General features: G+C 65.9%; 11 protein-coding genes (1 of these 11 only partly in view). 6 read left to right on the forward strand and 5 right to left on the reverse strand.

Features of this window, described 5'->3' with window-relative positions; translation table 11 throughout:
* From QCE88_RS27025 to QCE88_RS27045, 5 genes are all read right to left on the reverse strand, one after another.
* Window positions 1-12,391: the start of a non-ribosomal peptide synthase/polyketide synthase gene (locus tag QCE88_RS27025; protein ID WP_309907946.1), read on the reverse strand. The gene continues 13,829 nt to the left of window position 1, outside the view; the window shows 12,391 of its 26,220 coding nt (coding positions 1-12,391); the start codon lies at window positions 12,389-12,391; the stop codon falls past the left edge of the window.
* A 78-nt stretch (window positions 12,392-12,469) separates the two neighbouring features.
* Window positions 12,470-13,360 carry a YqcI/YcgG family protein gene (locus tag QCE88_RS27030; RefSeq protein WP_309907947.1) on the reverse strand — a complete coding sequence of 297 codons (891 nt, stop codon included), beginning with the start codon at window positions 13,358-13,360 and terminating at the stop codon, window positions 12,470-12,472.
* Window positions 13,361-13,571: 211 nt separating this feature from the next.
* On the reverse strand, window positions 13,572-15,005 hold the full coding sequence (locus QCE88_RS27035; RefSeq protein WP_309907948.1) for a peptide synthetase: 1,434 nt from the start codon (window positions 15,003-15,005) through the stop codon (window positions 13,572-13,574).
* A 30-nt stretch (window positions 15,006-15,035) separates the two neighbouring features.
* Window positions 15,036-15,812, reverse strand: a complete 777-nt coding sequence (locus QCE88_RS27040) for an alpha/beta fold hydrolase (RefSeq protein ID WP_309907949.1) — start codon at window positions 15,810-15,812, stop codon at window positions 15,036-15,038.
* A gap of 10 nt (window positions 15,813-15,822) precedes the next feature.
* Window positions 15,823-16,059, reverse strand: a complete 237-nt coding sequence (locus QCE88_RS27045; RefSeq protein ID WP_309907950.1) for an MbtH family NRPS accessory protein — start codon at window positions 16,057-16,059, stop codon at window positions 15,823-15,825.
* A gap of 668 nt (window positions 16,060-16,727) precedes the next feature.
* On the opposite strand from QCE88_RS27045, the gene QCE88_RS27050 reads away from it, so the two are divergent.
* The 6 genes from QCE88_RS27050 to QCE88_RS27075 all read left to right on the forward strand — a co-directional run bounded on the left by QCE88_RS27050 (window position 16,728) and on the right by QCE88_RS27075 (window position 23,975).
* Complete coding sequence (locus tag QCE88_RS27050; protein WP_309907951.1) at window positions 16,728-17,804, forward strand: efflux RND transporter periplasmic adaptor subunit; 1,077 nt, start codon at window positions 16,728-16,730, stop codon at window positions 17,802-17,804.
* A complete protein-coding gene (locus QCE88_RS27055) occupies window positions 17,798-19,774 on the forward strand; it encodes a MacB family efflux pump subunit (RefSeq protein ID WP_309907952.1) in 1,977 nt (658 codons plus the stop codon). The genes QCE88_RS27050 and QCE88_RS27055 overlap by 7 nt, the downstream gene beginning before the upstream one ends.
* Window position 19,775: 1 nt before the next feature.
* Window positions 19,776-21,191 (forward strand): efflux transporter outer membrane subunit, encoded by a 1,416-nt coding sequence (locus tag QCE88_RS27060; protein ID WP_309907953.1) that lies wholly within the window; start codon window positions 19,776-19,778, stop codon window positions 21,189-21,191.
* Between the two features lie 171 nt (window positions 21,192-21,362).
* Window positions 21,363-21,800 carry a hypothetical protein gene (locus QCE88_RS27065; protein WP_309907954.1) on the forward strand — a complete coding sequence of 146 codons (438 nt, stop codon included), beginning with the start codon at window positions 21,363-21,365 and terminating at the stop codon, window positions 21,798-21,800.
* Window positions 21,801-22,087: 287 nt separating this feature from the next.
* Window positions 22,088-22,606, forward strand: coding sequence for a hypothetical protein (locus QCE88_RS27070; RefSeq protein WP_309907955.1), 519 nt, complete (start codon window positions 22,088-22,090; stop codon window positions 22,604-22,606).
* Window positions 22,607-23,234: 628 nt separating this feature from the next.
* Window positions 23,235-23,975, forward strand: a complete 741-nt coding sequence (locus tag QCE88_RS27075) for a hypothetical protein (protein ID WP_309907956.1) — start codon at window positions 23,235-23,237, stop codon at window positions 23,973-23,975.
* Window positions 23,976-24,151: the final 176 nt, after the last annotated feature.

A 24,151-nucleotide genomic window follows, 5' to 3' on the forward strand; every position in this document is an offset into this window, starting at 1 on the left:
GCTCCTCCGGCAGCGACTCGCGGCCGTGACTTTCCAGCGCGACCAGCAACGCGCGCTCGCCCACGCCGAGTGCATGCGGCAGCGCCGCGAGCAGCACTTCGTCGAGCGGCATGCGATAAACCCGCCGGGCCTCGTCGATCAGTTCGCGCGTCGACTGCGCGCCAAGCGCGGTCGTGAGCGTCTGACGCGGCGCGCCGCGCGACTCGGCCTCGAACGGTGCGACGGCCGCGCCGATCCTCTCGCGCCACGCGCCGAGCGACGCCTTCACGCGCGCCGATCCGGCGTATTCATGCAGCGCCTCGACCCATACGCTCCAGGGCGTGGCGGGCGGCAGCGTCGACGTTTCGCCATGCAGCGCGGCCGCGTACAACTGTTCGAGTTCGTCGAGCAGAACCCGCCACGACACGCCGTCCACCGCGAGGTGATGAATCGTCAGCAGCAGACGCGCGCCGCCCGGCACCTGAAAGGCCGCTGCCCGCAGCAACGGGCCGTGTGCAAGATGCAGGCTTCGGTGAAGACGCGTCGCCGTGCCCGCGAGCGCGGCGCGCCAATCGGCATCGGCGCGTAGATCGAAGGTATCGAGCAGGGCGTGCGGCTCGTGAGCGACGACCCGCTGCTGCCAGCCGTCGTGCCGGACGAAGCGCAGACGCAATGCGTCGTGGCGGCGCACCAGCGTATCGAGCGCGCGGCGCAGCGCACCGATGTCGAGCGATGCGGCGCGCAGCAGCACCGCCTGATTCCAGTGCGCCTCGCCCTCGGGATGACGGTCGAAGAAGGTCGCCTGGATCGGCGTGAGCGGCAATGCGTGGTGGCGCTCTTCGGTCGAGGTGGCGCGCACCGGCACCGCCAGCGCAGCCAACCGTTCGATATCGGGGGCGTCGAAAATCTGTTTCGGCGTGAGCTTCAATCCTGCCTGCGCCGCATGCGCGATGATGCGCAAGCTGAGAATCGAATCGCCGCCCACTTCAAAGAAATTATCGGTCACGCCGATGCTCTCGCGGCCGAGAACCTGACGCCACACGGCGACCAGCGCTGCCTCATTGGCGGTGCGCGGCGCAACGTGCTCGCGTGCGCCGGCATCGGGCGGTTCGGGCAATGCGTTGCGATCGGTCTTGCCGTTCGGCATGACCGGCATCCGCGCGAGATGCACGAAGCACGAGGGCACCATATGCCCCGGCAGCTTGCCTTCGAGCGCGCGACGCAATGTCACGTCGGCGATGCCGGCGCTCTGCGCGGCGACGACGTAGCCGACCAGACGACTGCTCTCGCCCGTGCCGCGCAGCGCGACGACCGCTTCGCGCACGCCGTCGATCTGACGCAGCACGGCTTCAATCTCGCCCAGTTCGATGCGCAGGCCGCGCAGCTTGACCTGCTGGTCCAGCCGCCCGAGGAAATCGATACGGCCATCCGCGCGGCGACGGCACAGATCGCCCGTGCGATAGAGCCGCGAGCCGTCATTGGCGAACGGATCGGGGATGAACTTTTCCGCCGTGAGCGCGGGCCGTTCCAGATAGCCGCGCGCCAGCGTCGCGCCGCCGATGACGAGTTCGCCCAACGCATCGACCGGCGCGATCTGTCCGTAGGCATCGACAACGTGCACGCGCCGCGACGCGTAGGGCGCGCCGATCGACACCACCGCGCAGTCGATATCCGACGCGCGCGTTTCGCGATACATGCACGCGACCGTGGTTTCGGTCGGGCCATAGAGATTGTCAAGACGGATATGAGCGAGCGGACCGTCGCGCCACTGCCGCAGCGCGTCGCCCGGCAAGCCTTCGCCGCCGACCGTGATCTGGCGCAACGCGGCGAGTTCGCTCGCGGGCGGAGGATTGCGCAGCCATTGCTGCCAGTAAGCTGTCGGAATGCGTGAGAACGTCACGCGCTCGTCAGCGAGATGACGGCTCGTCGCGGCGAGATCCCATTGTTGCGGGCCACGCATCTCCACTTGGCCGCCCATGCACAGCGCCGGCAGCATTTCGTGCAGCGCGACGTCGAAATTGATGGTCGACGATTGCAATTGCTTGTCGGCCGAGGTGATCCCGTAAGCACCGATGAAGTCGTCGAGATGCTGGCTCAGGCTGTCGTGACTGATCGCCACGCCCTTGGGACGGCCGGTCGAACCCGATGTGTAGATGACGTAGGCAAGCTGGTCGGGATGAACCGTTGCGATCTCGCGTGGCCCGTGGTCCGGACGACGCGCACGTGCAGCCATATCGCCGGCGCTGCCGGTCTCGATGACCACGCGCGTCTCCAGAACGCCCGCAAGCGCCCGGGCAGTGTCCGGGTCCGCCAGCACGCAGCGCACGCCCGCGTCGTCCATCATGTAGGCGAGGCGCTCGGCGGGATAGGCCGGATCGAGCGGCACGAAGGCCGCACCTGACTTGAGGATGCCGAGCAGACCCGCGACCAGCGCGCCCGAACGTTCGATGCAGAGCCCGACGCGTTCGTCGGCGGCCACGCCGTGCGCGAGCAGTGCGCGTGCGACGTGATCGGACGCGCCGTCGAGTTCGCCGTAGCTCACGCGTTCGCCTTCGCAATGCAGCGCCGCGCGCAGCGGGTCGAGCGCGGCTTGTTCGGCGATGCGCGTCATTGCGGGACGGAAGGCGTGGCGTACCGGCGCGGTGACGGTTGCATCGGCTGCGCCGTCTGGCGGCAGGGTGATCGCTCCGACGCGCAAGGTGTTCTCGTCCGCGTCATCCGCGAGCGTGGCGAGCTGGGCGAGAATCGCGCCATACGCGGCACGCAGCCTGGCAAGCGTCGCGGCATCGAGGCGTGCAAGCTGGTGTTTCCAGCGCAGCGTGGTTGCGCCGCCCGCCTCGCCCGGCAGCACAGCCAGCACGAGGGGATAGTGAGTCTGCTCGATGACGGCGAAATGCGTCAGCGAAAGCGTCGAGTCATGACGGCGGATCGCCTCGCCGATCGGGAAATTTTCGAGCACGAACAGGGTGTCGAAAAGCGCGTCGCCGCTGCGCCCCGACCACTGTTGCACATCCCGCAGCGGCGTGGCTTCGTGTTCGCGCAGCGCGCTCGCCTCCTGTTGCACCGTGCGCAGCCAGCCCGCGACGGACGCCGCAGCCGGCACGTCCACCCACATTGGCAGGCTGTTGATGAACAGACCGAGCATCGCGCCGGTGTCGGCCAGTTCGTTTTCGCGGCCGGAAAGCGTCACGCCGAACGCGACCTGATCGCGATTGCCATGGCGTGACAGCAGCAAGGCCCAGGCACCCTGCAGCAGCGTGCCGAAGGTGACGCGGCAACGCTGCGCCGCCGCGCGCAGTCGCTGCGCAAGCGTGGCGTCGAGCGTCTCGTCGAGTTGCGTCACGACCGTGCCATGCGCCTGCACGGCCGCGCTCGACAAGTCCGCCGACGGCGCGGGCAGGCTCGCGGTGAGCGTGGCGGGATCGTCGAGCGTGCGCAGCTTCTCTTGCCACCAGGACGCGGAACCGGCACGCGCGGCAAGCCAGTCGACATAGCGTCGATACGGCACGGCGGGCGCCAGGACGGCCACGCGTTCCTCAGTCGACGCGCGCACGGTTTCCAGCACTTCGCCGAAAAGCTGCGCCGCGCTCCAGCCGTCGAGCAACACGTGATGATCGGTCCAGACGAGGTCGTGCTCGCCGTCGGGTCGCGCGAATACGTTGATGCGCAGAAGCGGCGCGCACTCCAGCGAGAAGCCGCGTGCGAGATCGTCGGCAAGCCATGCCTGCAGGCGCGCGTCGTAGGTTGCTTGCGGGCCGGCGGACCAGTCGTGGGCGGCATAAGGCGTGGCAACCGACTTGCGCACCACTTGCAGCGCGTCGCCGCCATGCGCCCAGGTGAAATGCGTGCGCAGAATCGGATGACGCGCCGTGGCGCTCGCCCAGGCGTTCCGCATCGCCGCGTGATCCAGAACGCCGCGCAAGGTCAGCCGTTTCTGGTTGACGTACACGCCGCGCCCGGCTTCGAGCAGGCTGTGGAACAGCAGACCGCCTTGCAGCGGCGTGGCCGGATAGATGTCCTCGATGTCGTTCCACGGCAGATCGACGCCCTGCTGACGCAGCGCGCCGCCATCGAAGCCGCGATGCGCGGGTGCATCGGATTGTTCCGGCTGGGCCAGCGCCGCGAGCGCGGCCACCGTCTGCGCCTCGAACAATTGCCGCGCGGTGATCTTCCACCCCGCGCGACGCATGCGCGCGACGACCTGCAGGCTCACGATGGAGTCGCCGCCGAGCGCGAAGAAGTTGTCCTGCCGCCCGACGCGTCCGGCGCCGAGCAACGCTTGCCAGATTTCCGACAGCGCCGTTTCGACGACGCCGCGCGGCGCTTCGTAATCGGCCGCGCTGAAATCCGGTGCAGGCAACGCGCGCCGGTCGACCTTGCCGTTCGGCGTGAGCGGAAAGCGCTCGAGCACGACGATCGCGCCCGGCACCATGAAATCCGGCAGGCGCGCGGCGACGGCGGCGCGCAGCGTCTGCGCGTCGGGCGCGGCATTGCCCTCCGTGTCCGTCGCGAGCGTCACATACGCCACCAGCCGCTGACCCGCCGGCCCATCGCAGGCGCTCGCGACGGCTTGCGTCACACCGGAAAGCGAGCTCAGCGCCGCCTCGACTTCGCCCAGTTCGATGCGATGTCCACGGATCTTCACCTGATGGTCGATCCGTCCGAGATAGTCGAGCGAACCATCGGCCCGCCAGCGCACCTGATCGCCGGTGCGATAGAGCCTGCCGCCGTCCGTGGCGAACGGATCGGGTACGAAGCGCTCAGCGGTGAGCGCGGCGCGGCCGAGATAGCCGCGCGCCAGCCCTTCTCCGCCCAGATAAAGTTCGCCCGCCACGCCCTGCGGCACCAGCGCGGCAGCATCGTCGAGCACGTAGGCGCGGGTACGGGCGATGACGCGTCCGAGCGGCACGGCGTCGCGTCCCGCCTCGACTGGACCGAGCAGCGACCAGATCGTCGTCTCGGTCGGGCCGTACATGTTCCACAGCGCCACGCCGCGATCGAGCAGCGCATCGGCGAGCTCACGCGGCAGCGCCTCCCCGCCGCACAGCGCCTTGAGCGCGGGCCACGGGGTATGGCTCTGCAGGAGCATGCGCCAGGTCGACGGCGTCGCTTGCAGCACCGTCGCGCGGGAAGCGTCGAGCAGGCGCGCGAGCGCCGCGCCATCGCCCGCGGTCTCGCGATCCGCGACGATCAGCGTCGCGCCGGTCATGAGCGGCAGATAGAGTTCGAGCGCCGCGATGTCGAAGGACAGCGACGTCACGGCGACCCAGCGATCGGTCGAATCGAGTCCCGGACAGCCGTGCATGCTCGCGAGAAAGTTCGTCAGGCCGCCGTGACGCACCATGACGCCCTTCGGCTTGCCGGTGGAACCGGACGTATAGATCACATAGGCCAGATCGTCGGCTTGCAGCGCGACCGACGGCGGCGTGGCAGGTTCGTCGTCGAGCCGGACGGTATTCACGTCCAGCCGCATGACACCGTCGACCGCCGGCAGCGCAACGCCCGCTTCGGCGTCGGTGAGCAGCAGCGCGAGGCCGCTGTCTTCCATCATCAGTCTCAAGCGTTCGCGCGGATAAGCCGGATCGAGCGGCACATACGCCGCGCCGCTGCGCAGCACGGCAAGCAGCGCGACCACCATCGCCACCGAGCGCTCGACGGCCACGCCCACCATGATCCCGGGCCGCGCATCGAGCGCACGCAGCCGATGCGCGAGACGGTTGGCGCGCGCATCGAGTTCGCCGTAGGTCATCGACTGCGCGCCGCAGCGCACCGCGATCGCCTGGGGCGTGGCCGCCGCCTGCGCGCCGATGTGCGCCGCCACGTCGACGAAGGCCTGCGGAGCGCGCGCCGGTTCGGGCTCGCGCCCGAGCGCCAGCAGTGCGGCGTGCTCGGCCGCATCGAAGAGCGGCGCGTCCCCGAGCGCGCGGCTGTCGTCGTCGACAAAGCTCGCGAGCATGGCCAGATAGTGCCGTCCCATACGCTCGACGGTGCCCGCATCAAACAACTCGCTTGCGTACGTCAGCGCCGCCGTGAGGGAGCCGTCGTGATGTTCGGTCGTGTCGAGCATCAGTTCGAACTGGGCGCTGCGGACGCCGTCATCGAGACGCTCGACGCGCAAGCCGTCGAGCGTGTTCAGTACGCGCCTGTCGACCTTGTGATGGTTGAACATCGTCTGGAACAGGGGCGAGCGGCTCAGGCTGCGCTCCGGTTGCAGCGCTTCGACCAGCACGTCGAAAGGCAACTCCTGATGCTGCTGCGCTGCCAGCGCGCGCTCGCGCGTTGCGGCGAGCAACGTGGCGAGCGTCGCGCGCGGTTCGACGTCGGCGTGCAACACCTGCGTGTTGACGAAGAAGCCAATCAGATTGGCGACTTCAGCGCGCTCGCGGTTGCCCACCGGCACGCCGACGCGGATCGCGCGCTGCCCGGTATGCCGGTGCAGCAGCGCGTGATAGCCCGCCAGCAGCACGGTGAACAGGGTCGTGTCGTGCGCCTTCGCGTAGGCATGCAAACGGTCGCCGAGCGCCGCCGGGATCGTCAGGTCGTGGCGTGCCGCGCGATAGTGCGCCAGCGGGCGGCGCGGCCGGTCGACGGGCAGCGCCAGCGCTTCGACCTGTGCGCCGAGCGCTTCTCGCCAGTACGCGAGTTGACGCTCGCGCTCGCCCGCCTCCAGCCAGGCGCGTTGCCAGGCGGCGTAATCGGCGTACTGCACCGGCAGCGCGGCCAACTGCGGGGGGGCGGCGTGGCGCGATGCCTCGCCTGAGGCCCGGTAACGGGCGACGAATTCGTCGAGCAGGACATCGAGCGACCAGCCGTCCGAGACGATGTGATGCATCGACAGCAGCAACCAATGAACGCCCTCGCCCATCCGGACGACCGCCACGCGCAGCAGCGGCCCCGCGCGCAGATCGAAGGTTTCCTGCATGAACGCATCGGCAAAAATGCGGGCATCGGCTTCAGCGGGTGCATCGAACTCGCGGAACGCATGCGGCAACCGTGCATGCACGATCTGCGTGGCTGCGCCGTCCTCGTCATCGCTGAACGTGGTGCGCAGGATGTCGTGCCGCGCGACGATGCCGTCGAACGCGGCACGCGCTGCGCCGATGTCGAGCGCACCCGTCAGGCGCAGGCCGCCCGCGATATGGTAAGCCGTGCTATCCGGCTGGAGATTCCACAAGAACCAGAGCCGCTGTTGCGCATGCGACAAGGGCAAGCACGTGCGGTCGGCGAGCGGTTCGAGCGGCGGCGCGGCGGGTGTGGCCGGGTCCGGAACGGCGGCGGCAGCAAGTGCGTCCGCAAGCGCGGCGACGCTCTGGTGCCCGAATATCTGCCGCGGCGTCAGCGGCAAGCCTTCGCGCGTGGCGCGCGCGGCGACCTTCAGCGTCAGGATCGAATCGCCGCCGAGCGCGAAGAAGTTATCGTGCCGTCCGACGCGGGCGACGTCGAGCGCCTCGCGCCAGATGGCCGCAAGCCGCGTCTCGATGCCGGAGCGAGGCGTTTCGTAGCTTTCGGACTCGAACACGGGCGCAGGCAGCGCACGCATGTCGACCTTGCCGTGAGCGGTGAGCGGCAGCGCGTCCAGCCGCACGATCGCGGCAGGCACCATGTAGTCGGGCAGCACGCGTGCGAGCGCGGCGCGTAGCGCGGCGGGGTCGGCATCGCCACCGATATGCGCGATCACGCGAGCGCCGGACGGTCCCGCGTCGGTCGTAGCCACCGCCTCGCGCACGCCGTCCTGAGCCAGCAGGCGCGCTTCGATTTCGCCCAGTTCGATGCGGTGTCCGCGAATCTTGACCTGATGATCCAGACGTCCGAGATAGTCGAGCTCGCCGTCGGCGCGCCAGCGGGCGAGATCGCCGGTGCGATACAGGCGGCTGCCGTCGGCGGCGAACGGATTCGGCACGAACCGGCTCGCGGTGAGCGCCGCGCGGCCGAGGTAGCCGCGCGCGAGTCCCGCGCCCGCGACATGCAGTTCGCCCGTCACGCCGATAGGCGCAAGTGCGCCGTGCCCATCGAGCACGTACAGGCCGAGGTCGGCAATCTGCCGTCCGACCGGGCTGCGGTCGGCATCGGCATCCGCGCGCGTGAGCGGACGGAACGTGACGTGAACGGTCGTCTCGGTGATGCCGTACATGTTGACCATGCGTGGCGATGCATCGCCGAAATGCGTGAACCAGCGGCGCAGCGTGGCCGTTTCCAGCGCCTCGCCGCCGAAGATCACCACGCGCAGCGCGAGGTCCCGGGCTTCGAACAGAGCGGACTGCTGCGTGAGCTGGCGAAACGCCGATGGCGTCTGATTCAGCACCGTGACGCCCTCGCGTCGCAGCAGTGTGAGGAACTCTGCGGGCGCGCGACTCACGAGATAAGGCACGATCACCAGCCGCCCGCCCAGACAGAGCGCGCCGAACATCTCCCACACGGAAAAATCGAATGCATAGGAATGGAACAGCGTCCAGACGTCATCCGGGCCGAAGCGGAAGTCAGCAGCGGTGGAATCCAGCAGACGGCCGACATTCGCGTGCGTGATGAGCGCGCCCTTCGGTTGCCCGGTCGAACCCGACGTGTAGATCACATACGCCAGATGCGATGCGTCCACGGCCAGATCGGGATTGGCCGTGTCGTTGTTGCCCGCGAGCGCGGCGTCGGCGTCGATATCGAGTACGGCGACACCCGGCGTCGCGGGCAGCGACTCGCGCAGCGATGCTTGCGTGAGCAGCAGCGTCATGCCGCTGTCGGTCATGAGGAAAGCGAGGCGTTCCGCCGGATAGCGCGGGTCAAGCGGCACATAAGCGCCGCCCGCCTTGAGGATCGCCAGCACGCCGATCACCAGTTCCGCCGAGCGGTCCAGCGCCAATCCGACGCGCGTTTCGAGACCGACGCCATGCTGCACAAGCCGACGCGCGAGACGATTGGCGCGGGCGTTGAGTTCGCCGTAACTGACGTTCACGCCTTCGTACACGAGGGCGACAGCCTGCGGATCGCGAGCCGCGTGCGCCTCGATACGCCGGTGCAGCGGCATGCCGCCGGCGCAATGCCCGCGCGGCGCGCTCCATTCGAGAAGGCTTGCGGTTTCGCCTGCCGTGAGCATCGGCACGTCGCGCGGCGTACGCGCCGTATCGTTCGTGAGCGCTTCGAGACAGGCGACCAGATGCGCGGCGTAACGCGCCACGGTGGCGGCCTCGAACAGCGCCTCCGGATAGATGAAGCGCGCCTCGAAGCCGTGCGTGCGCGACTCCTGAATGTCGAGCGTGAGATCGAACTGGGCATCGGCAGGCAGCAACAGGTCGATGCTCGCGCTCAGGCCGGGCCAGCGCGAACGGGGCGCAGACTCACCGACGACGTGATTGAACATCACCTGGAAAAGCGGCGTTTCGTCGAGCGCGCGGTTCGGGCGCAACGCTTCGAGAAGCACGTCGAACGGCAAGTCCTGATGTGCGTGCGCATCGATGGCGGCGCCGCGTACGCGCCGCAGCGCGTCGCTCAACGGCTGCGTGCCGTCGAACGCCATGCGCAGCACAAGCGTATTGACGAAGAAGCCCGCGATGTCCTGCGTGCGGGGCCGGTGCCGGTTCGCGACCGGAATGCCCACGCGTACGTCGTCGCTTGACGTATGCGCCCGCAGCACCAGACCGAGCGCGGTCAGAAACAGCATCGACGGGGTCACGTCGTGCGCGCCGGCGACCCGGCGGATCGCCTGATCGAACCCTGGCGGCAGTTCGATGGCGTGCTGCGCCGCCTTGCGCGAACCGCGGCTGCCGTCGATCCGGCGCGGCCGGTCGGTCGTCAGCGCGGGCGCGGGCTCGGTGCCGAGCGTGCGACGCCAGTAGTCGAGCTGGGACGTATGCTCCGCGCCGCCGATCCATGTCCGCTGCCACGCGGCATAGTCCGTGTATTGCAGCACGGGACCGGGAAGCGCAGGCGCGCGCGCTTCGACGCCCGCGCTGTACAGTTCGGCTAATTCGTCAACGAAGCGCTGCATCGACCAGGCATCGCAGACGATGTGATGCAGCGCCAGCACCAACCGGTGACGGTCGTCGCCCAACGACAGCAGCGCCGCGCGCAGCAGCGGGCCGTGCCGGAGGTCGAACGGCTCATCGGCGAGGCGGCGTGCGGCATCTTGCGCCGTTGCGTCAGCGTCGGGCGCCGTGCGCAGATCGAGCCGCGCGATGCTCACGCTTGCGTCGGCATCGACGATCTGCTGCGGCTCGCCGTCGGCATCCTCGCTGAAGCGTGCGCGCAGCACAGGGTGACGCGCGATGAGCGCGGCGAGCGCGTCGTTCAGGGCATCGGCCTCGAGCGAGCCTTCCAGCGTAAGCGTCCCGGCAACGTTATAAGCGGTGTCGGACGGATCGAGCCGCCATAACGCCCACAGGCGGCGTTGCGCATGGCTCAACGGCGAAACCCGGTCGAACGCGGGCTGACGTTCGATGGCCGGCAGCGCGCTCGCGCCGCCCTGCCGCGCGCGCAATCGGTCAATGCGCTCGGCGGCATCGGACAGCCGGGGCGCGTCGAACAACTCACTCACACCGTAGCCGGACGCGAGCGTCGCCGCGACCCGAGCCACCACCCGCACTGCCTGGATCGAGTCGCCGCCCAGACGGAAAAACTGGGCGTCGCGAGTCGTCACATCGCAGCCGAGCACCTCGGACCAGATCGCCGCGAGCGCGCGTTCAGTTTCGCTGGACGCCGCGAGCGAGGCAGCAGGAGATGCATCCGGAGGCGTCGCCGTCAGACCGTCGCCAGCCTGCCAGGTGATCCACGCATCGAGCGAGCCATTCTGCCAGCCGCGCAACACCGCAGTGCGCTGGAGCTTGCCGCTCGAAGTCTTGGGCAGCGCACCCGGATTGAGCAGCACCGCGACCGACAACGGCTCGCCGGTCAGCGACGACACCAGCGCATCGAGCTCGTCGATGATCGCCTGCGGTGCAACCAGCGACTGCGTCCGCCGCGCGATTTCCGCCGCGATGCCGATGCCCTCGCGGCCGTCGATCTCGACCGCGAACGCCGCCACGCGGCCCTTGCGCACGAGATCGAGTTCATCCTCGACGCGCTGCTCGATATCCTGCGGATAGACGTTCAGGCCGCGTACGATGATCAGGTCCTTCACGCGCCCGGTCACATACAATTCGCCGCCGACCATCATGCCGAGATCGCCCGTGCGCAGCCAGCGTCGTCCGAATCGCTCGACGAACGTGGCAGCGGTCGCCTGGGCGTTGCGCCAGTAGCCGGCCGCGACGCTCGGTCCGCTGACCCAGATCTCACCGGTGTCGCCCTCGGGCAGCACTTCGTCTCCCGAGCGCGCGACGATGCAAATGTCGTGTGAGCCCGGCACGCGCCCGCAGCCGACCAGCCGCTTGCCAGCGACACGCGCCGTTTCGTCTCCCGCGACGGGCGCGGCCATCGAAACAACGCCCTGGCCGCGCTCGCCACCCGTCACGAGCAGCGTCGCCTCGGCCAGTCCGTAACATGGATAAAGCGCGCCGCTGTCGAAGCCGAACGCGCCGAAACGCTCGACGAAAGCCGACAGCGTGTCGAATCGCACCGGTTCGGAGCCGGAGAAGGCCACGCGCCAGGAGGACAGGTCGATGTCCTTCATCTGCGCATCGCGAATGCGTTCGCTGCACAGCCGGAACGAAAAGTCGGGACCACCGGAAATCGTGCCGCGATGCCGGCTGATGGCCGCGAGCCAGCGCACCGGCTGCTCCAGAAAATGCGCGGGCGACATCAGCACCAGCGGAATGCCGCTGAACACCGGTTGGAGCAAGGTGCCAATCATTCCCATGTCGTGCGGCAGCGGCAGCCAGCTGACGAACACGTCGTCGTCGCCGACGCCCAGGCGTTCGCGAATCGCGATTTCGTTGGCGATCAGATTGCCGTGCGTCACCATTACGCCCTTCGGCTCTGACGTGGAACCCGACGTGTACTGCAGAAACGCAATGTCCTCGCCTTCGAGTTCAATGACCACGTCGCCTTCGTCGCGCAGCGCTGCGTCGACGAGCACAATTTCCGGACAGCCCGGCATGCCATCGAGCAGCGCGCGCACGCGCTCCTCGAACACGGCGGTCACCAGCACGAACTCCGCCCCGGCATCCTCGATGATGAGCCGCAGGCGCGCCGCATACTGTTCGCGCGCGCGATCGGGCGCAAATGCCGGCACGGCGAGCACGCCCGAATAGAGACAACCGAAGAACGCCGTGAAGTAGTCCACGCCGCTGTCCATCAGCAGGAGCGCCCGTGCACCCTTGCGCGCGCCGCCGCCCAGACGCGCAGCGAGCGCGTGCGCGCGCCGGTTCAGTTCGCCGTAGCAATAGGTGCTGTCGCCGGCTTCATCGACGCACACGAGTGCGCGCGCGTCGGGACGTTCTTTGGCAAGCGACTGGAGGCGCTCGGCCATATGCTTCGGAGTTTGGAACATTGCGTATCTATCGAACGGTGCACGGGGGCCGCTGTCCGGCAGGACTGCGGCGCTGCAAGATGCGGACGGGGATGCGCGTCAGTCGGCGTCGTCGTCGGACGGGCCGCTGGCTGCGCGCGCCAGCGGGCGCGTGTCACCCTTGGCCGCGTGCGCGGTGTCCTGGCCGTCGGACACGGGCCGCCACGTCTGGGCGCGCTGCTGCCGGCGCAGAAACGGGCAGCGGTCGGAGGCTGGCAGGTTTTCGTCTTCGAGGAAGTACTGCTTCCACTCGAGATTGCCGGGATCGCCGTAGAAGCCCAGGTCGGGATGCGGATCCACGTCGTCCCACTTGCGCAAGCGTTCCCGCACCTGATTGCGCGCCTCGCGGCCGATCACCTTGTTGGTGATGGTGTCGACGAACACCGCGCGCGGCTGAAACAACAGCACCATGCCCGGCCCGAGATTGCGGCTGTGACGGCGCGCAAACGAAGGACACGCGCAGACGACGAACATCTGCAAGCCGCCGAAGCCGAATTCCCATGCTTCGTCCGACGGTTCGGGCTGGAGGTGGGCTTGCGGATCGGGATCGAGGTCGTGAAGTTGTTGAAGCGCGCGCCAGAAGCGGTCGTGATAGGCGCGATGCGAAAGCGGCACGCGATCCGGCTTGAAGAACACCGCCAGATTGTGGCGGCGATATTCGGGCTGCGCCGCGAGGCGCGTGAAGGCGCTCATGGCCGACACCAGATTGCCGCTGTCCTCGTCCTCCACATACGCGTAGAACATCTCCCCGCGACGCTCGGCGATCGTGCCGAAGAAGCACGGATATTCCGGGTGCAGCACATGTGTGCGCAAGGTCTCGTAAGAACTGCCCAGCCATGCGGGAGTGTCGGTCACACCGACCCGTCCGCCGTGCAGGACACGCGCGCGCCAGTCGCTGACCGGGCGTTTGGAGTTGTCCTTCACGGCGCTGCCGTTGTTATCAGCCTGCATGAAACTCTCCGTCAGAAACGCGGTTGTCCGGGCGAGCCTTTCCTGCGCCCGCTGTTCGCAGTCGACGCAAAAAAGGCAAGCCCGCTGGCCTGCGTATGCGGGCCAGTGTCTCGTTGGATATTCCGGATCGTTCTGATGCAGAACGGGGCTGGGTAGGAGGGTGCTGCGTGCCTGGCGGTCATCCGGTCCGATGCTGCGAAACTGCGCGGCGTCAGCTCGCCGATGGCGAAGCGCGAAGTTCCTGTTGCAATTCCTCGATCCACTCGTCGGGGATGATGGGCTGGTCGTAGGTACATTCCTCCGACAGCACGGTCGAACCGTGCAGCCGTCCATCGGGAATCAGGACCATGTCGCCGTGGCTCATCTCGTGGCGCATGCCGAGATTGCCCCAAAACAGCATGCGGCCCTCCTCGTTGCGAATCACGACGAGCCGGTGATCGTTGTGTACGTGTGTCGTCGAGCACATGTCGCGCGGCTCGATGAACGTCTCGCGATCAATGCCGGGACACTCGACGGCCACGCGCTGATCGATGCGATGCGCGAACTCGACATAGCGGTCGATCGCGGACAGCCACTTCAATTGCTCGCCCAGATCCCAGCGGGCACGTTCCGCGATGCGCGCGCCCGCCCCGATGCCCTGTGCCGCGCGAAACAATCCCTGCGCGCCGAAGTCGCGCTCGACACCCGCCAGCGCGCGTGAGCACCGGGCGCCGAGTGCATGGGTGGCGGCGGCCGCGTCGAACGGCGGCGACTCGGGCGAAACCAGATGGGGGCATGCCTGCGTGAGCGCCGCCATGAACGCGACGCCTTCGGCCTCGGCGACAAAGGCCGCTCCCAGCAACGCGAACGCACGATCCGGCCGCGAGCCGAGCGCGTAGAGCAAATTCGCTTTCGCCATGCTCGTCGGCAAATAGAACTGCCAGTACGAATGCTCGCGCCGGATCACACCCGAGGCCTGCGCGACGCGCGCCAGCAATGGAGCGAGTGCTTGCGCGGAAAGATCCGGCCGGTCTTCGGCCGGTACGCTGCCGAAGAATCCCGAGGCGGCGGCACGCTCGATCGCCATGCGGCGCGAAGGCGCGAGGCTGTAGCGCTGGATCATGATGAAGCGCAAGCCTTCGACGAGATAATCGTTGTCCGTCAAGAGCGCAAACATCTCCGTCCAGAAGGCCTTCTCCTGTCCGATGACATCACGCACGCGCGCAGCGAGATCCCCCGCTGTCTCGCCATGACCCGCCTCGTTGCCGAGGAAGGTGAACCCGTAATGTTCCAGGAACGGACGGATGCGCGCGCCGAGCACCTGATTGCGCTCGCCATAGAACGCGTCGAAGGCTTCGAAGTCTTCGTCGCTGCCCGCGCGCGGCAGGCGCGCCACGCTCACTTCGTTCAGGCTCAGCAGCAGCCGCTGCGTGGCGAGCGCGGGCAGGCGGCTCACGCGCTCGGCGGGCACCGGCTTCATGAACTTCAGAAATTCGAGATCTTCCGGACGCAGCGGGCGCCGGTAAAAATCTTCGTCGAGTTCGAGTTCCTCGACAGCCGCACTACGGAACGCGTGGTGCGAGGCGAAATTCCGGATCAGCCCGAGCACTTCCTCACGCTGGGCGAGATAGGGCGTGAAATCAAAAAGCGCCGACAACTTGTCCACTCTGCTCTTCTCCACAGTTGACGCTGGCGGTCAGGCATGCGATCGCCTTGGCGACGGATCGGGCTGCCCGCAAGGCTGAACCCATCGGGAAAGGCTGTCAGCGACGAAATCAATGACCGCCGTTCGATGGGTGTTGATGAAAAAGTGATCCGCATCGAGCTCCCGCGCCTCGATCGCGCCACGGGTCTCGTCGCGCCACGCCGACATGCCTTCAGGCAAGCGGGCGAGTTCGTCGTCACGCGTGCCGCTCAGGACCAGCATCGGGCAATCGAGCGGCCGGCGCGGGCGGTATGCGTAAGTGCCGCAAAGGTGAAAATCCGCTCGCAGGTATGGCATCACCAAATCCATGAACTCGCGGTTCTGCAGCAGCTCCTCCGGCATGCCTTTCAGCGCGCGCACTTGCTCGATGAACTCAGACTCGGGACACGCGAGCCAGTGATGCTCCGGCTCACGATCGCGCGGCGCGCGACAGCCCGACGCCCCGAACCAGATCGGCGCAGCCCCGCATCGCTCACGCAGAGCATGCGCGAGTTCGATGCCGACCAGCGCACCCATGCTATGTCCGAAGATCGCGAATGGACCGCCGATATGCGGCTTTGCATCCGCCAGCAGAAGATCGAGCAACGGCGGCCAGTTGAGCATCGCGGGCATGCCATGGCGCACGCCTCGTCCGGGCATGTGCAAGGGCACGAGTTCGATCCATGCGGGCAGGCGCGCGGCCCATTCGCGATAAATCGACGCGCTGCCGCCCGCGTATGGCAGACAGAACAGCTTGAGCGCTCTGTCCGTTGCGCCTGTGCGGTTCATGCGGGCGGCGTCAATGCGATCGTTGCCCAGACTCGCCCTGAGCGACGCCATCCATTGCCTGACGAAGGCTCAACGGACGCATGTCCGTCCAGTGCTCCTCGATGTAGGCGAGGCACTCACTCTTCTTGCCGCGCTTGCCGGCTGCACGCCAGCCACCGGGAATCTGCTTGTAGCTTGGCCAGATGGAGTACTGCTCCTCGTGGTTGACCACGACATCGAACTCGGCGTTTTCATCGTCCCAACTCATCCTGTGCACCTCATGTCAAATCGAGAATTTCGGAAAGCGCGCGTTGCGCGGCGAATCCGCGCCGCTGAGCGCATCACTTAAATGAGAATCATTCCATTTTAGAGGAGATTCGGCGATTTGCCCAGACGGGTCACTAGACACATCCGTCTCAACACCATCGATCACTCGGGTATCCAGCCCCTTGATTTGCGATCCTTATCATCAGCAATGCCTATTAACACCTGATGTCTCTGTCTCACTACCTAAGATCACTTTCAAAGTCATCTATCTGTCAAAAAGCTTACGAATTTAAATGCGATCCGTTTGCATTCAGGGAACGTAAGCTAGTGTCGCATGCAATTAAAGTCAAGAAGTTTTGTTTCGACGAACACTTGTTTCGGCTGCTAAGGCTTGCTGGATGGACCTGCCGGCTACTTTGCATCGCGTGCAAATACCGCTACCGTAAGGGAGCTTCTCTTGCGGCTAAATGCGAATTGTTTATACTCGGCGACCTGACTCTGATCGATTCCCCTCTTTTCCGCTAACTGCCGGAACATCCAGGAACGACGCCCAATTCAATGACACGCATGACCCGTGGTCCCCTTAGTCTGCTTGTTCTCCTTGCGCTTCTCTGCCTTCTTTTTTTGCTGTGGTACACGCTCTTCCGCACGATTACGCGGGTCGATACAGTGACGCTTCAACGCGGCGATATCGAGTCGAGTGTTGCGGCGCTCGGTACGTTGCAGCCCTACAGATACGTGGACATCGGTTCGCAGGCATCGGGCGAGATTCGGCGTATCACGGTTAAGCCGGGGGACGTCGTGAAGAAGGGCCAACTGCTCGTCGAGATCGACCCGAGCGTGCAGCAGGCGCGCTACGACGTCGATCGCTCGACGCTCGTGAGCCTGCGCGCCCGGCTACGCGCCGAGCAGGCCAGGGAAAGATTCGCGGCGCAGCAATTCGAGCGTCAGCGGCGCATGATGGCCGACGGCTCGACGCGCGACGCCGATCTCCAGGATGCCCGCGCGTCGCTCGATGCATCACGGGCGAAAATCGCGGATTTGGTCGCCGGAATCGACGGCGCGCTCGCCACGCTCAAAGGGGATGACGCTCAGATTGGCTATACGAAAATCTATGCGTCGATGGCGGGCACGATCGTCACGCTCGACGCACGCGAAGGTCAAACGCTCAATTCGACCTATCAGACGCCGATCATCCTGCGCATCGCCGATCTGTCGACCATGACGATCTGGACCCAAGTGTCCGAGGCCGATGTGCTGAAAGTCCGACCCGGAATGCCGGTCTATTTCACGACGCTCGGCGCAAGCGAGCGTCGCTGGAACGGCACGGTGCGGCAGGTGTTGCCGGCGCCGCCTAACCTCGCCGCACCTTCCGCCGATCAGCAGGCAGGCGCCGCTGCCCAGGCGATCAACACGGGCAAGGTCGTGCTCTACACCGTGCTGTTCGATGTCTTGAACCCTGATCAGACGTTGTTGCCGCAGATGAGCGCTCAAGTCTTCTTCGTCGACAAGACGGCGCGCGATGTCCTCATGGCGCCGCTGTCAGCGATCGCGCCAGTCGGTGGCTCGACCGATCGCTATTCAGCTCGCGTGCTGGTCGGCGATTCTCGTGTGGAGTCGCGCCAGATTCGCGTCGGCGTGCGTGACCGCATCAACGCCCAGATCGTCTCGGGCCTCGCGCCGGGCGATCGACTGGTGACCGCCGTGCATCAGGCGCGCGCCGCTGATCATGCGTTTCAATGGTAAGCGCCGGGCCGGCGGGCGACGCACCGCTGATCGAACTGCGCGACGTGCGCAAGTCCTACGGCGGCGGCCAGGACGCCCCTGTCGACGTGCTGCGCGGCGTAACGCTGTCGATTGCCGCAGGCGAGTATGTCGCGATCGTCGGCGCATCGGGCTCGGGGAAGTCGACGCTCATGAACATTCTCGGCTGTCTCGACCGTCCGTCGTCGGGCAGCTACCACTTTGCCGGCCAGGACGTGACCTCGTTCGACGCCGACGAACTCGCGTGGCTGCGTCGCGAGGCGTTCGGATTCGTGTTCCAGGGCTATCACCTGATCGCAACGGAATCCGCCCGCGAAAACGTCGAGATTCCGGCGATCTACGCCGGTATCACGCCGCAGCGGCGGGCGACCCGCGCCACGGAACTGCTCACGCGTCTCGGGCTGGGCAAGCGCATGGATCCTCGGCCGAACCAGTTATCCGGTGGTCAGCAGCAGCGTGTGTCGATCGGACGCGCGCTCATGAACGGCGGCCACATTCTGCTTGCGGACGAACCGACCGGCGCGCTTGATTCGCAAAGCGGCGCCGAAGTCATGATGCTCCTCGCCGATCTCTCGAAGGCCGGCCACACGATCATTCTGATCACGCATGATCGCGAGGTTGCGGCGCGTGCGCGGCGCGTCATCGAGATTTCCGACGGCACGATCGTCGCCGATTCGCAGCCGAACAGCCCGCAGCCGGATGCGGGCGCGCTCGACGCCGCCACCCTGCTCGCCTCGATGTCGCGCAATGCCGCGCGCTCGTCCTCGCGGCTCGGGGACATTCACGAAGCGCTGCGCGCCGCCTGGCGCGTCGTGTGGATCAACCGGTTCCGCACGTTGCTGACGTTGTTGGGGATCATCATCGGCGTGGCGTCGGTGATCGTCATGCTCGCCATCGGCCGCGGCACGGAACACGAAGTCATTGCGAAGATGGCGAGCTTCGGCACCAACCGGATGTATGTCACGCCCGGCGGCGACAACACGCGCGGACCGGGCGGCACGCTCTCGCTGGCCGACGTGGACCTCGTGAGGCGCGTGCCAAACGTCACGGTCGCGATGCCCTTTCTGCGCGGCGACGTCACGCTGCGTTACGGCAATGCGGACATCCGCACGAGCCTCTGGGCAGTCAGCCCGGACGCCTCGCGCGTGCTGAGCTGGCAACCGGCGCGCGGCGGCTTCTTCGACTGGGATGATGAGCGCCACCTGGCAGCCGTGACGCTGATTGGCAAGCGCGTGCGCGAAAGAATGTTTGGCGACGCGAACCCGGTCGGGCGGCACGTCCTCGTGAACAACGTGCCCTTCCTCGTCATCGGCGAGCTGGAGGAGAAAGGCGCCACGTCGGGGGATGCGGACGACGACAACGTGATGCTCGTGCCCTTCTCGACCGGCAGTCACCGGGTGATCGGCAAAACGCAGTTGTCGTGGATCTCGGTGCTGATCGACCAGCTCGATCTCGCCAGCGACACAGCGCAGCAAATCGGCGAGGCTTTGCTGCGCGCGCATCATGTGCGCGATTTTCAGGTGTATAACCGCGCGGCGTCGGTCAAGGCGCAATCGGAAACGCAGGACATGCTCACCATGATGCTCGGTCTGATCGCGGCGATATCGCTCTTGGTCGGCGGTATCGGCGTGATGAACATCATGCTGATGACGGTCAAGGAGCGCACCCGGGAAATTGGGATCCGCATCGCAACGGGTGCGCGCCAGCGCGATATCCTGCGCCAGTTCCTGACAGAGGCCACGCTCGTCGCGGCCATTGGCGGCGCGGCGGGCGTGCTGATCGGCGTGGCCGTCGGCGCGATACTCATCGCCGCTCATGTGCCGGCGATCTTCTCCGTGCGCGCGATCCTCGCGTCTTTTGCATGTGCGCTGCTGACCGGACTCGTTTTCGGTTTCATGCCGGCACGGCGCGCCGCGCGCCTGGATCCGGTGATCGCCTTGACGGACGAATGACATGATGAAGCGCCTCGCGCTCACCTTGCCGATTTCGCTCGCGTTGAGCGCATGTCTGAGCCAGAGCCCGCCACCCGCCGCGAATGTGGCGTCTCCCGCCGCGTATCGTTACGCCGGCGGCAGCGCAGACTCCCGCGCGGACACGCTCAGCACGGATTGGTGGCGCAGCTTCGGCAACGACGAGCTCGACCGTCTGATCGCACAAGCCGGCACGGGCAATTACGATGTCGCGGCAGCGCTTGCGCGCGTGAAGCAGGCGCGGGCGAGCGCGCGCATCGCGGGCGCGGGCCGCTATCCGCAAATATCGGGTTTTGCCGATGCGAGCCGTCAGGGCGGCTTCGTCGCCAACGATACGATTCCGACAGGCAGCGCCTATGACTTCGGCATCGAAGCGACTTTCGAGCTCGATCTGTGGGGCCGCAATCGCGCTATCAGCGACGCCGCGAGCGCCCGGCTGTCGGCATCGGCGTTCGATCGCGCATCGGTCGAACTGACGATGAGCGCCGATGTCGCGAATGCCTGGCTGCAAACGGTTGGGTTACGCGAACGAGGAGACATCGCGCGACGCAATCGCGACAACGCAAGTCGCATTCTCCGGAACATCGAATCGCAGTATCGCGCCGGGTTCGTGACGGCGCTCGACGTCACGCAACAGCGCACGCTGGTCGCCGCTCAGCAGCGCGTGCTTGCTTCGTTATCGCAGCAAGCGAACGACAGCGAAGCGGCGCTCGCGTTGCTGCTCGGCGTGCCAGCAAGTGGATTCGCCGTTGCAACCCGCTCGCTCAACACCGTAAACGCACCCACGATCGGTGCGGGCCTGCCTTCGACCTTGCTCACGCGCCGCCCCGACGTCGCCGCCGCTGAAGCGCGGCTTGCCGCCGCGCACGCCGACGTTGCCGCCGCACGCGCCGCGATGTTGCCGGGCATCACGCTGGGCGCATCGGTGGGGACCGGCGGCGACCGATTACAGCGCATCTTCGATAACCCGCTCTACACGCTCTCGTCCGCATTGGCCGCCCCCGTCTTCAATGCCGGCGCCCTCGCGGCCGGACGCGACCTGGCGCTGGCCCAACGAGAAGAATTACTCGCGGCTTATCGCCAGTCGATCGTGGCCGCATTCGCAGACGTCGAGCGCGCGCTGAATGCCAGCGCCGGAAGCGACGCTCAGATACTCGCGCAGCGCGACGAACTGAGTGCGGCCCGGCGTACGCTGGAACTTGCGCAAAGCCGCTATCGCGCGGGCGCGGAAACATCGCTCACCGTGCTCGATGCCCAGCGCACCTTGTACGACGCCGAGGACAGCGGCGCGCAAGTGCGTCTAGCCAGACTGCAAGCGGCGGTTTCGACTTACCGCGCGCTGGGAGGCGGCTGGCACGACGGCACGCCGGACAAGATCTCGCATCAGTCGCAGCGTTGACAGCCTGTGGTCGGCGTACATCGATCGGCGCGGCGTACGCGGACAAGCTTCAACATGCGCGGCTAGCGTATCGTCCAACCGCCCAAATGAGACTTATTTGCATTTACGGCGAATTTATCCGATGATGTGCGCTCTATTATTTGATGTCGTCAATCAAACTTGGAGAGGCGAATGGAAGCTTCACGGGCTGAGTCTCCAATCGATGAGCAGATCGTTATCGACGCAGTCCGCGCCTGGTTTCGACCACATTGCGACACCGCGCGAAAACAGCAAAGCTGGCAGGACGTGCTGAACGAAGCAGGCTTGAACTGCAAGGACATAGATTGCTTCAACCGGGCTATCGTCGCGCTTGTCCACACGCCAAACCGGCAACTCGACATACGGTGCCGCTGCTGCAACGAGCTGGGAAGCGACGAAGGGCAATTGCTCGAAGCAATCGCGCAGTTCCAGTTGTTCGACATGGCGACGGCGGAGAGCGCATTGTCGTCCTGGTTTCCAAAGCTTTGCGTCGCCCGCCTCGCAACGCTCATCCACTGGCTTGCATCCACGCTATCCAACGCTGGAATCAACATTCATTCGCGCGCCCGTTGCGTCACTTACCTGCAATGAGCGCGGTATAGGGAGGCCCTTTGAGCTCGGTCTGGTCAGAACCATCGAAAGCGGACGATACCGAAAAATCGACGACGAGAAAACGCTCGTCGTCATGCTACCCGGAGCCGGCGTTTCTTCGACATGCACTCGAGTTTCAGCTTCCGAATCCTGCCATGCCTCCCTCTGATGGCCAACTTTGCCTGTGGAAATTCCGCGCCGAATGGAAACGGATTTCGCGGATCGATGGACTGGGAACTCTCTCGAGGACCGAGGCTTCTCGTGTCGCCCGCTTGCCCAGTTCAGCGATGAGCAAACAATTCGCGGTGGGACGAGCCGCATTGCGCAAGATCCTGTCCGGAATAGAAGACTCCACGCCCTGGAAAATGATCATTCGCGAGGATGCGCTCGGGTCTTTTCAGATCCGCACGGCGCGCGACGTGATGCATGGCCGCCTTCTCAACGCGGGTGTCTGGGTTATCGTGGCGCTCTCGAATCGGCCGCTTGGCCTGGCTTCCGCCATTCACACCGCACGTCGAGCCGTGCCACCGCTAGAAGCGCAGAAAAGGCAGAGAGCCGCGCGTGCCGACGTCAGAAGCCGCACGCTGGCCGATACCGGTGTCAGATGGCTGGCGGACTTGAGCGAGCCAATGCTCGGCGATGACGCTCACTCCCTGCGTTTTGATACTCCGCATGACGGCGCATGGCACCTGGTGGACATTCCCTTCGCCGGTGCTCATCTTCTTTCCGCGGCGTCGGCTTCCCCGGTGACGCAGATCCATGCTTATGGGTGGACCACTAGTAACGGACGCACGATCACCTTCTGAATCCGTCCTTTCGATGATGGTGGCGCGTCGGCAAGCGAGTTGTCATGCTTTCACTCGACCCGTCGCAGGAAAAAGAAAGGCCCCACCATTCGCTTGCGGCCGCCTGAACACTCTGCCACGGCCTTCGGGAACCAGTACACGCTGACCGCGCAGTTCATCCATGGGCAGTTGCGCCGAATCGGCGTGGAACTGCAACTGATCGCGAGGATGCGCCCACCTTCAACCGCCGAGCGTACGCCGACTACGACTTTGACACGCTCACCAACTGGTATTCGGCGTTCGCCGATCCGCAACTGGGCGTCACGCGGCGTTACTGGAGCGAACAGATCAAGCCCGGTTCCACATCCAGTAATGCGAGCGGCTCCTCGACACCTGAATTGGACTACGCAATCGAGGGGCTCGTTTCCGAGGCCGACCCAGTGAAGCGCAAACCGTTTATCGATGCAATGCAGCTCATCGCGCAGCAGCAAGTGCCCTCGATTAATCTGCACTGCATCTTTATTCGATTCACGCCACAAGCCTCACAGGCTTCAGCCCGACACCAGTAGGCGCCTATTCGTCGCTCGCCAGTGTGCAGAAGACCTGAGCGTAGGCTCCACAACGTTCGAGAGATACGACACCATGGACATTGTCACCGACACGCCCGCCGTGCTCCATTCGCGCTGTCCCGCGCCAGGCAGCGCCGAACTACGCGCACTCATCGACAAAATCGCCGCAGGAAGCGAGGCGCGATCGCGACGAGGCGGATACGCGCGACGTCACCGAGCGCATACGCGCGGCGCGGCTCGGGCTCTTCCGCCTGCCGCCGTCGCAAGGTGGCGCGGGTGCGACGCTGCCGCAGCTCTACGAACTCGTGCTCGATCTCGCTGCCGCAGATTCGAACATTCCGCATATCCTGCGCAATCACTTTGCGTTCGTCGAAAAGGCGCTGCGCGCGTCGCATCTGCCGCAATACGCGCGCTGGCTCGAGCGTATCCGCAATGGTGAACTGTTCGGCCTGGGCGCGAGTGAGATCGGCACGCAGAACGTGGGCGACAGCGACGGCTACACGCTGCTCGTGCCGCGGGGCGACGCGTTCAGTCTCACTGGCATCACGTACCACACCACCGGCAACCTGTATTTCGATCACATAGTGGTCAATGCGAAAACGCCCGAGGGACGTTTCGTCGCCGCACGCGTAGGCGTCACGGCTCTAAACGTTGCACTCGCCTGTGCCCCAATTCGCGCGAGACAAATGTCGATATCGGATTTCTCGGTCGACCGACGCGCTTGCTGCTGTCGCCGCCGATGCATCAGCGTGCGTTGCCGAGTGGTGTCGACTTGCTCGTCCTTTTTCCGGCCCTTGCGCCACCATCCGGTCAATCACTAGATGTCCACTCGCTCACAAATCAGCTTTGTCAGATGCACTTCATCCCTGACGCGCGTCTGATAGTTCGCCGAGCAGTGCGACTTTGGCTCGTCAGGCGTTACGACCCATTGGCGTAGATGCAATCGTCGCCGAGCATTCTCCACTCGGAAATGTGCTCAACAATTGTAGGCGTTTGC

The sequence above is a fragment of the Caballeronia sp. LZ035 genome (assembly GCF_031451175.1).
Taxonomy (GTDB): domain Bacteria; phylum Pseudomonadota; class Gammaproteobacteria; order Burkholderiales; family Burkholderiaceae; genus Caballeronia.

What these genes read in the sequence shown, in the direction of transcription:
- QCE88_RS27055 (WP_309907952.1), top strand. Translation starts at nt 17,798, where the DNA reads ATGGTAAGCGCCGGGCCGGCGGGCGACGCACCGCTGATCGAACTGCGC.
- QCE88_RS27065 (WP_309907954.1), top strand. Translation starts at nt 21,363, where the DNA reads ATGGAAGCTTCACGGGCTGAGTCTCCAATCGATGAGCAGATCGTTATC.
- QCE88_RS27045 (WP_309907950.1), bottom strand. Translation starts at nt 16,059, where the DNA reads ATGAGTTGGGACGATGAAAACGCCGAGTTCGATGTCGTGGTCAACCAC.
- QCE88_RS27060 (WP_309907953.1), top strand. Translation starts at nt 19,776, where the DNA reads ATGATGAAGCGCCTCGCGCTCACCTTGCCGATTTCGCTCGCGTTGAGC.
- QCE88_RS27030 (WP_309907947.1), bottom strand. Translation starts at nt 13,360, where the DNA reads ATGCAGGCTGATAACAACGGCAGCGCCGTGAAGGACAACTCCAAACGC.
- QCE88_RS27040 (WP_309907949.1), bottom strand. Translation starts at nt 15,812, where the DNA reads ATGAACCGCACAGGCGCAACGGACAGAGCGCTCAAGCTGTTCTGTCTG.
- QCE88_RS27070 (WP_309907955.1), top strand. Translation starts at nt 22,088, where the DNA reads ATGAGCAAACAATTCGCGGTGGGACGAGCCGCATTGCGCAAGATCCTG.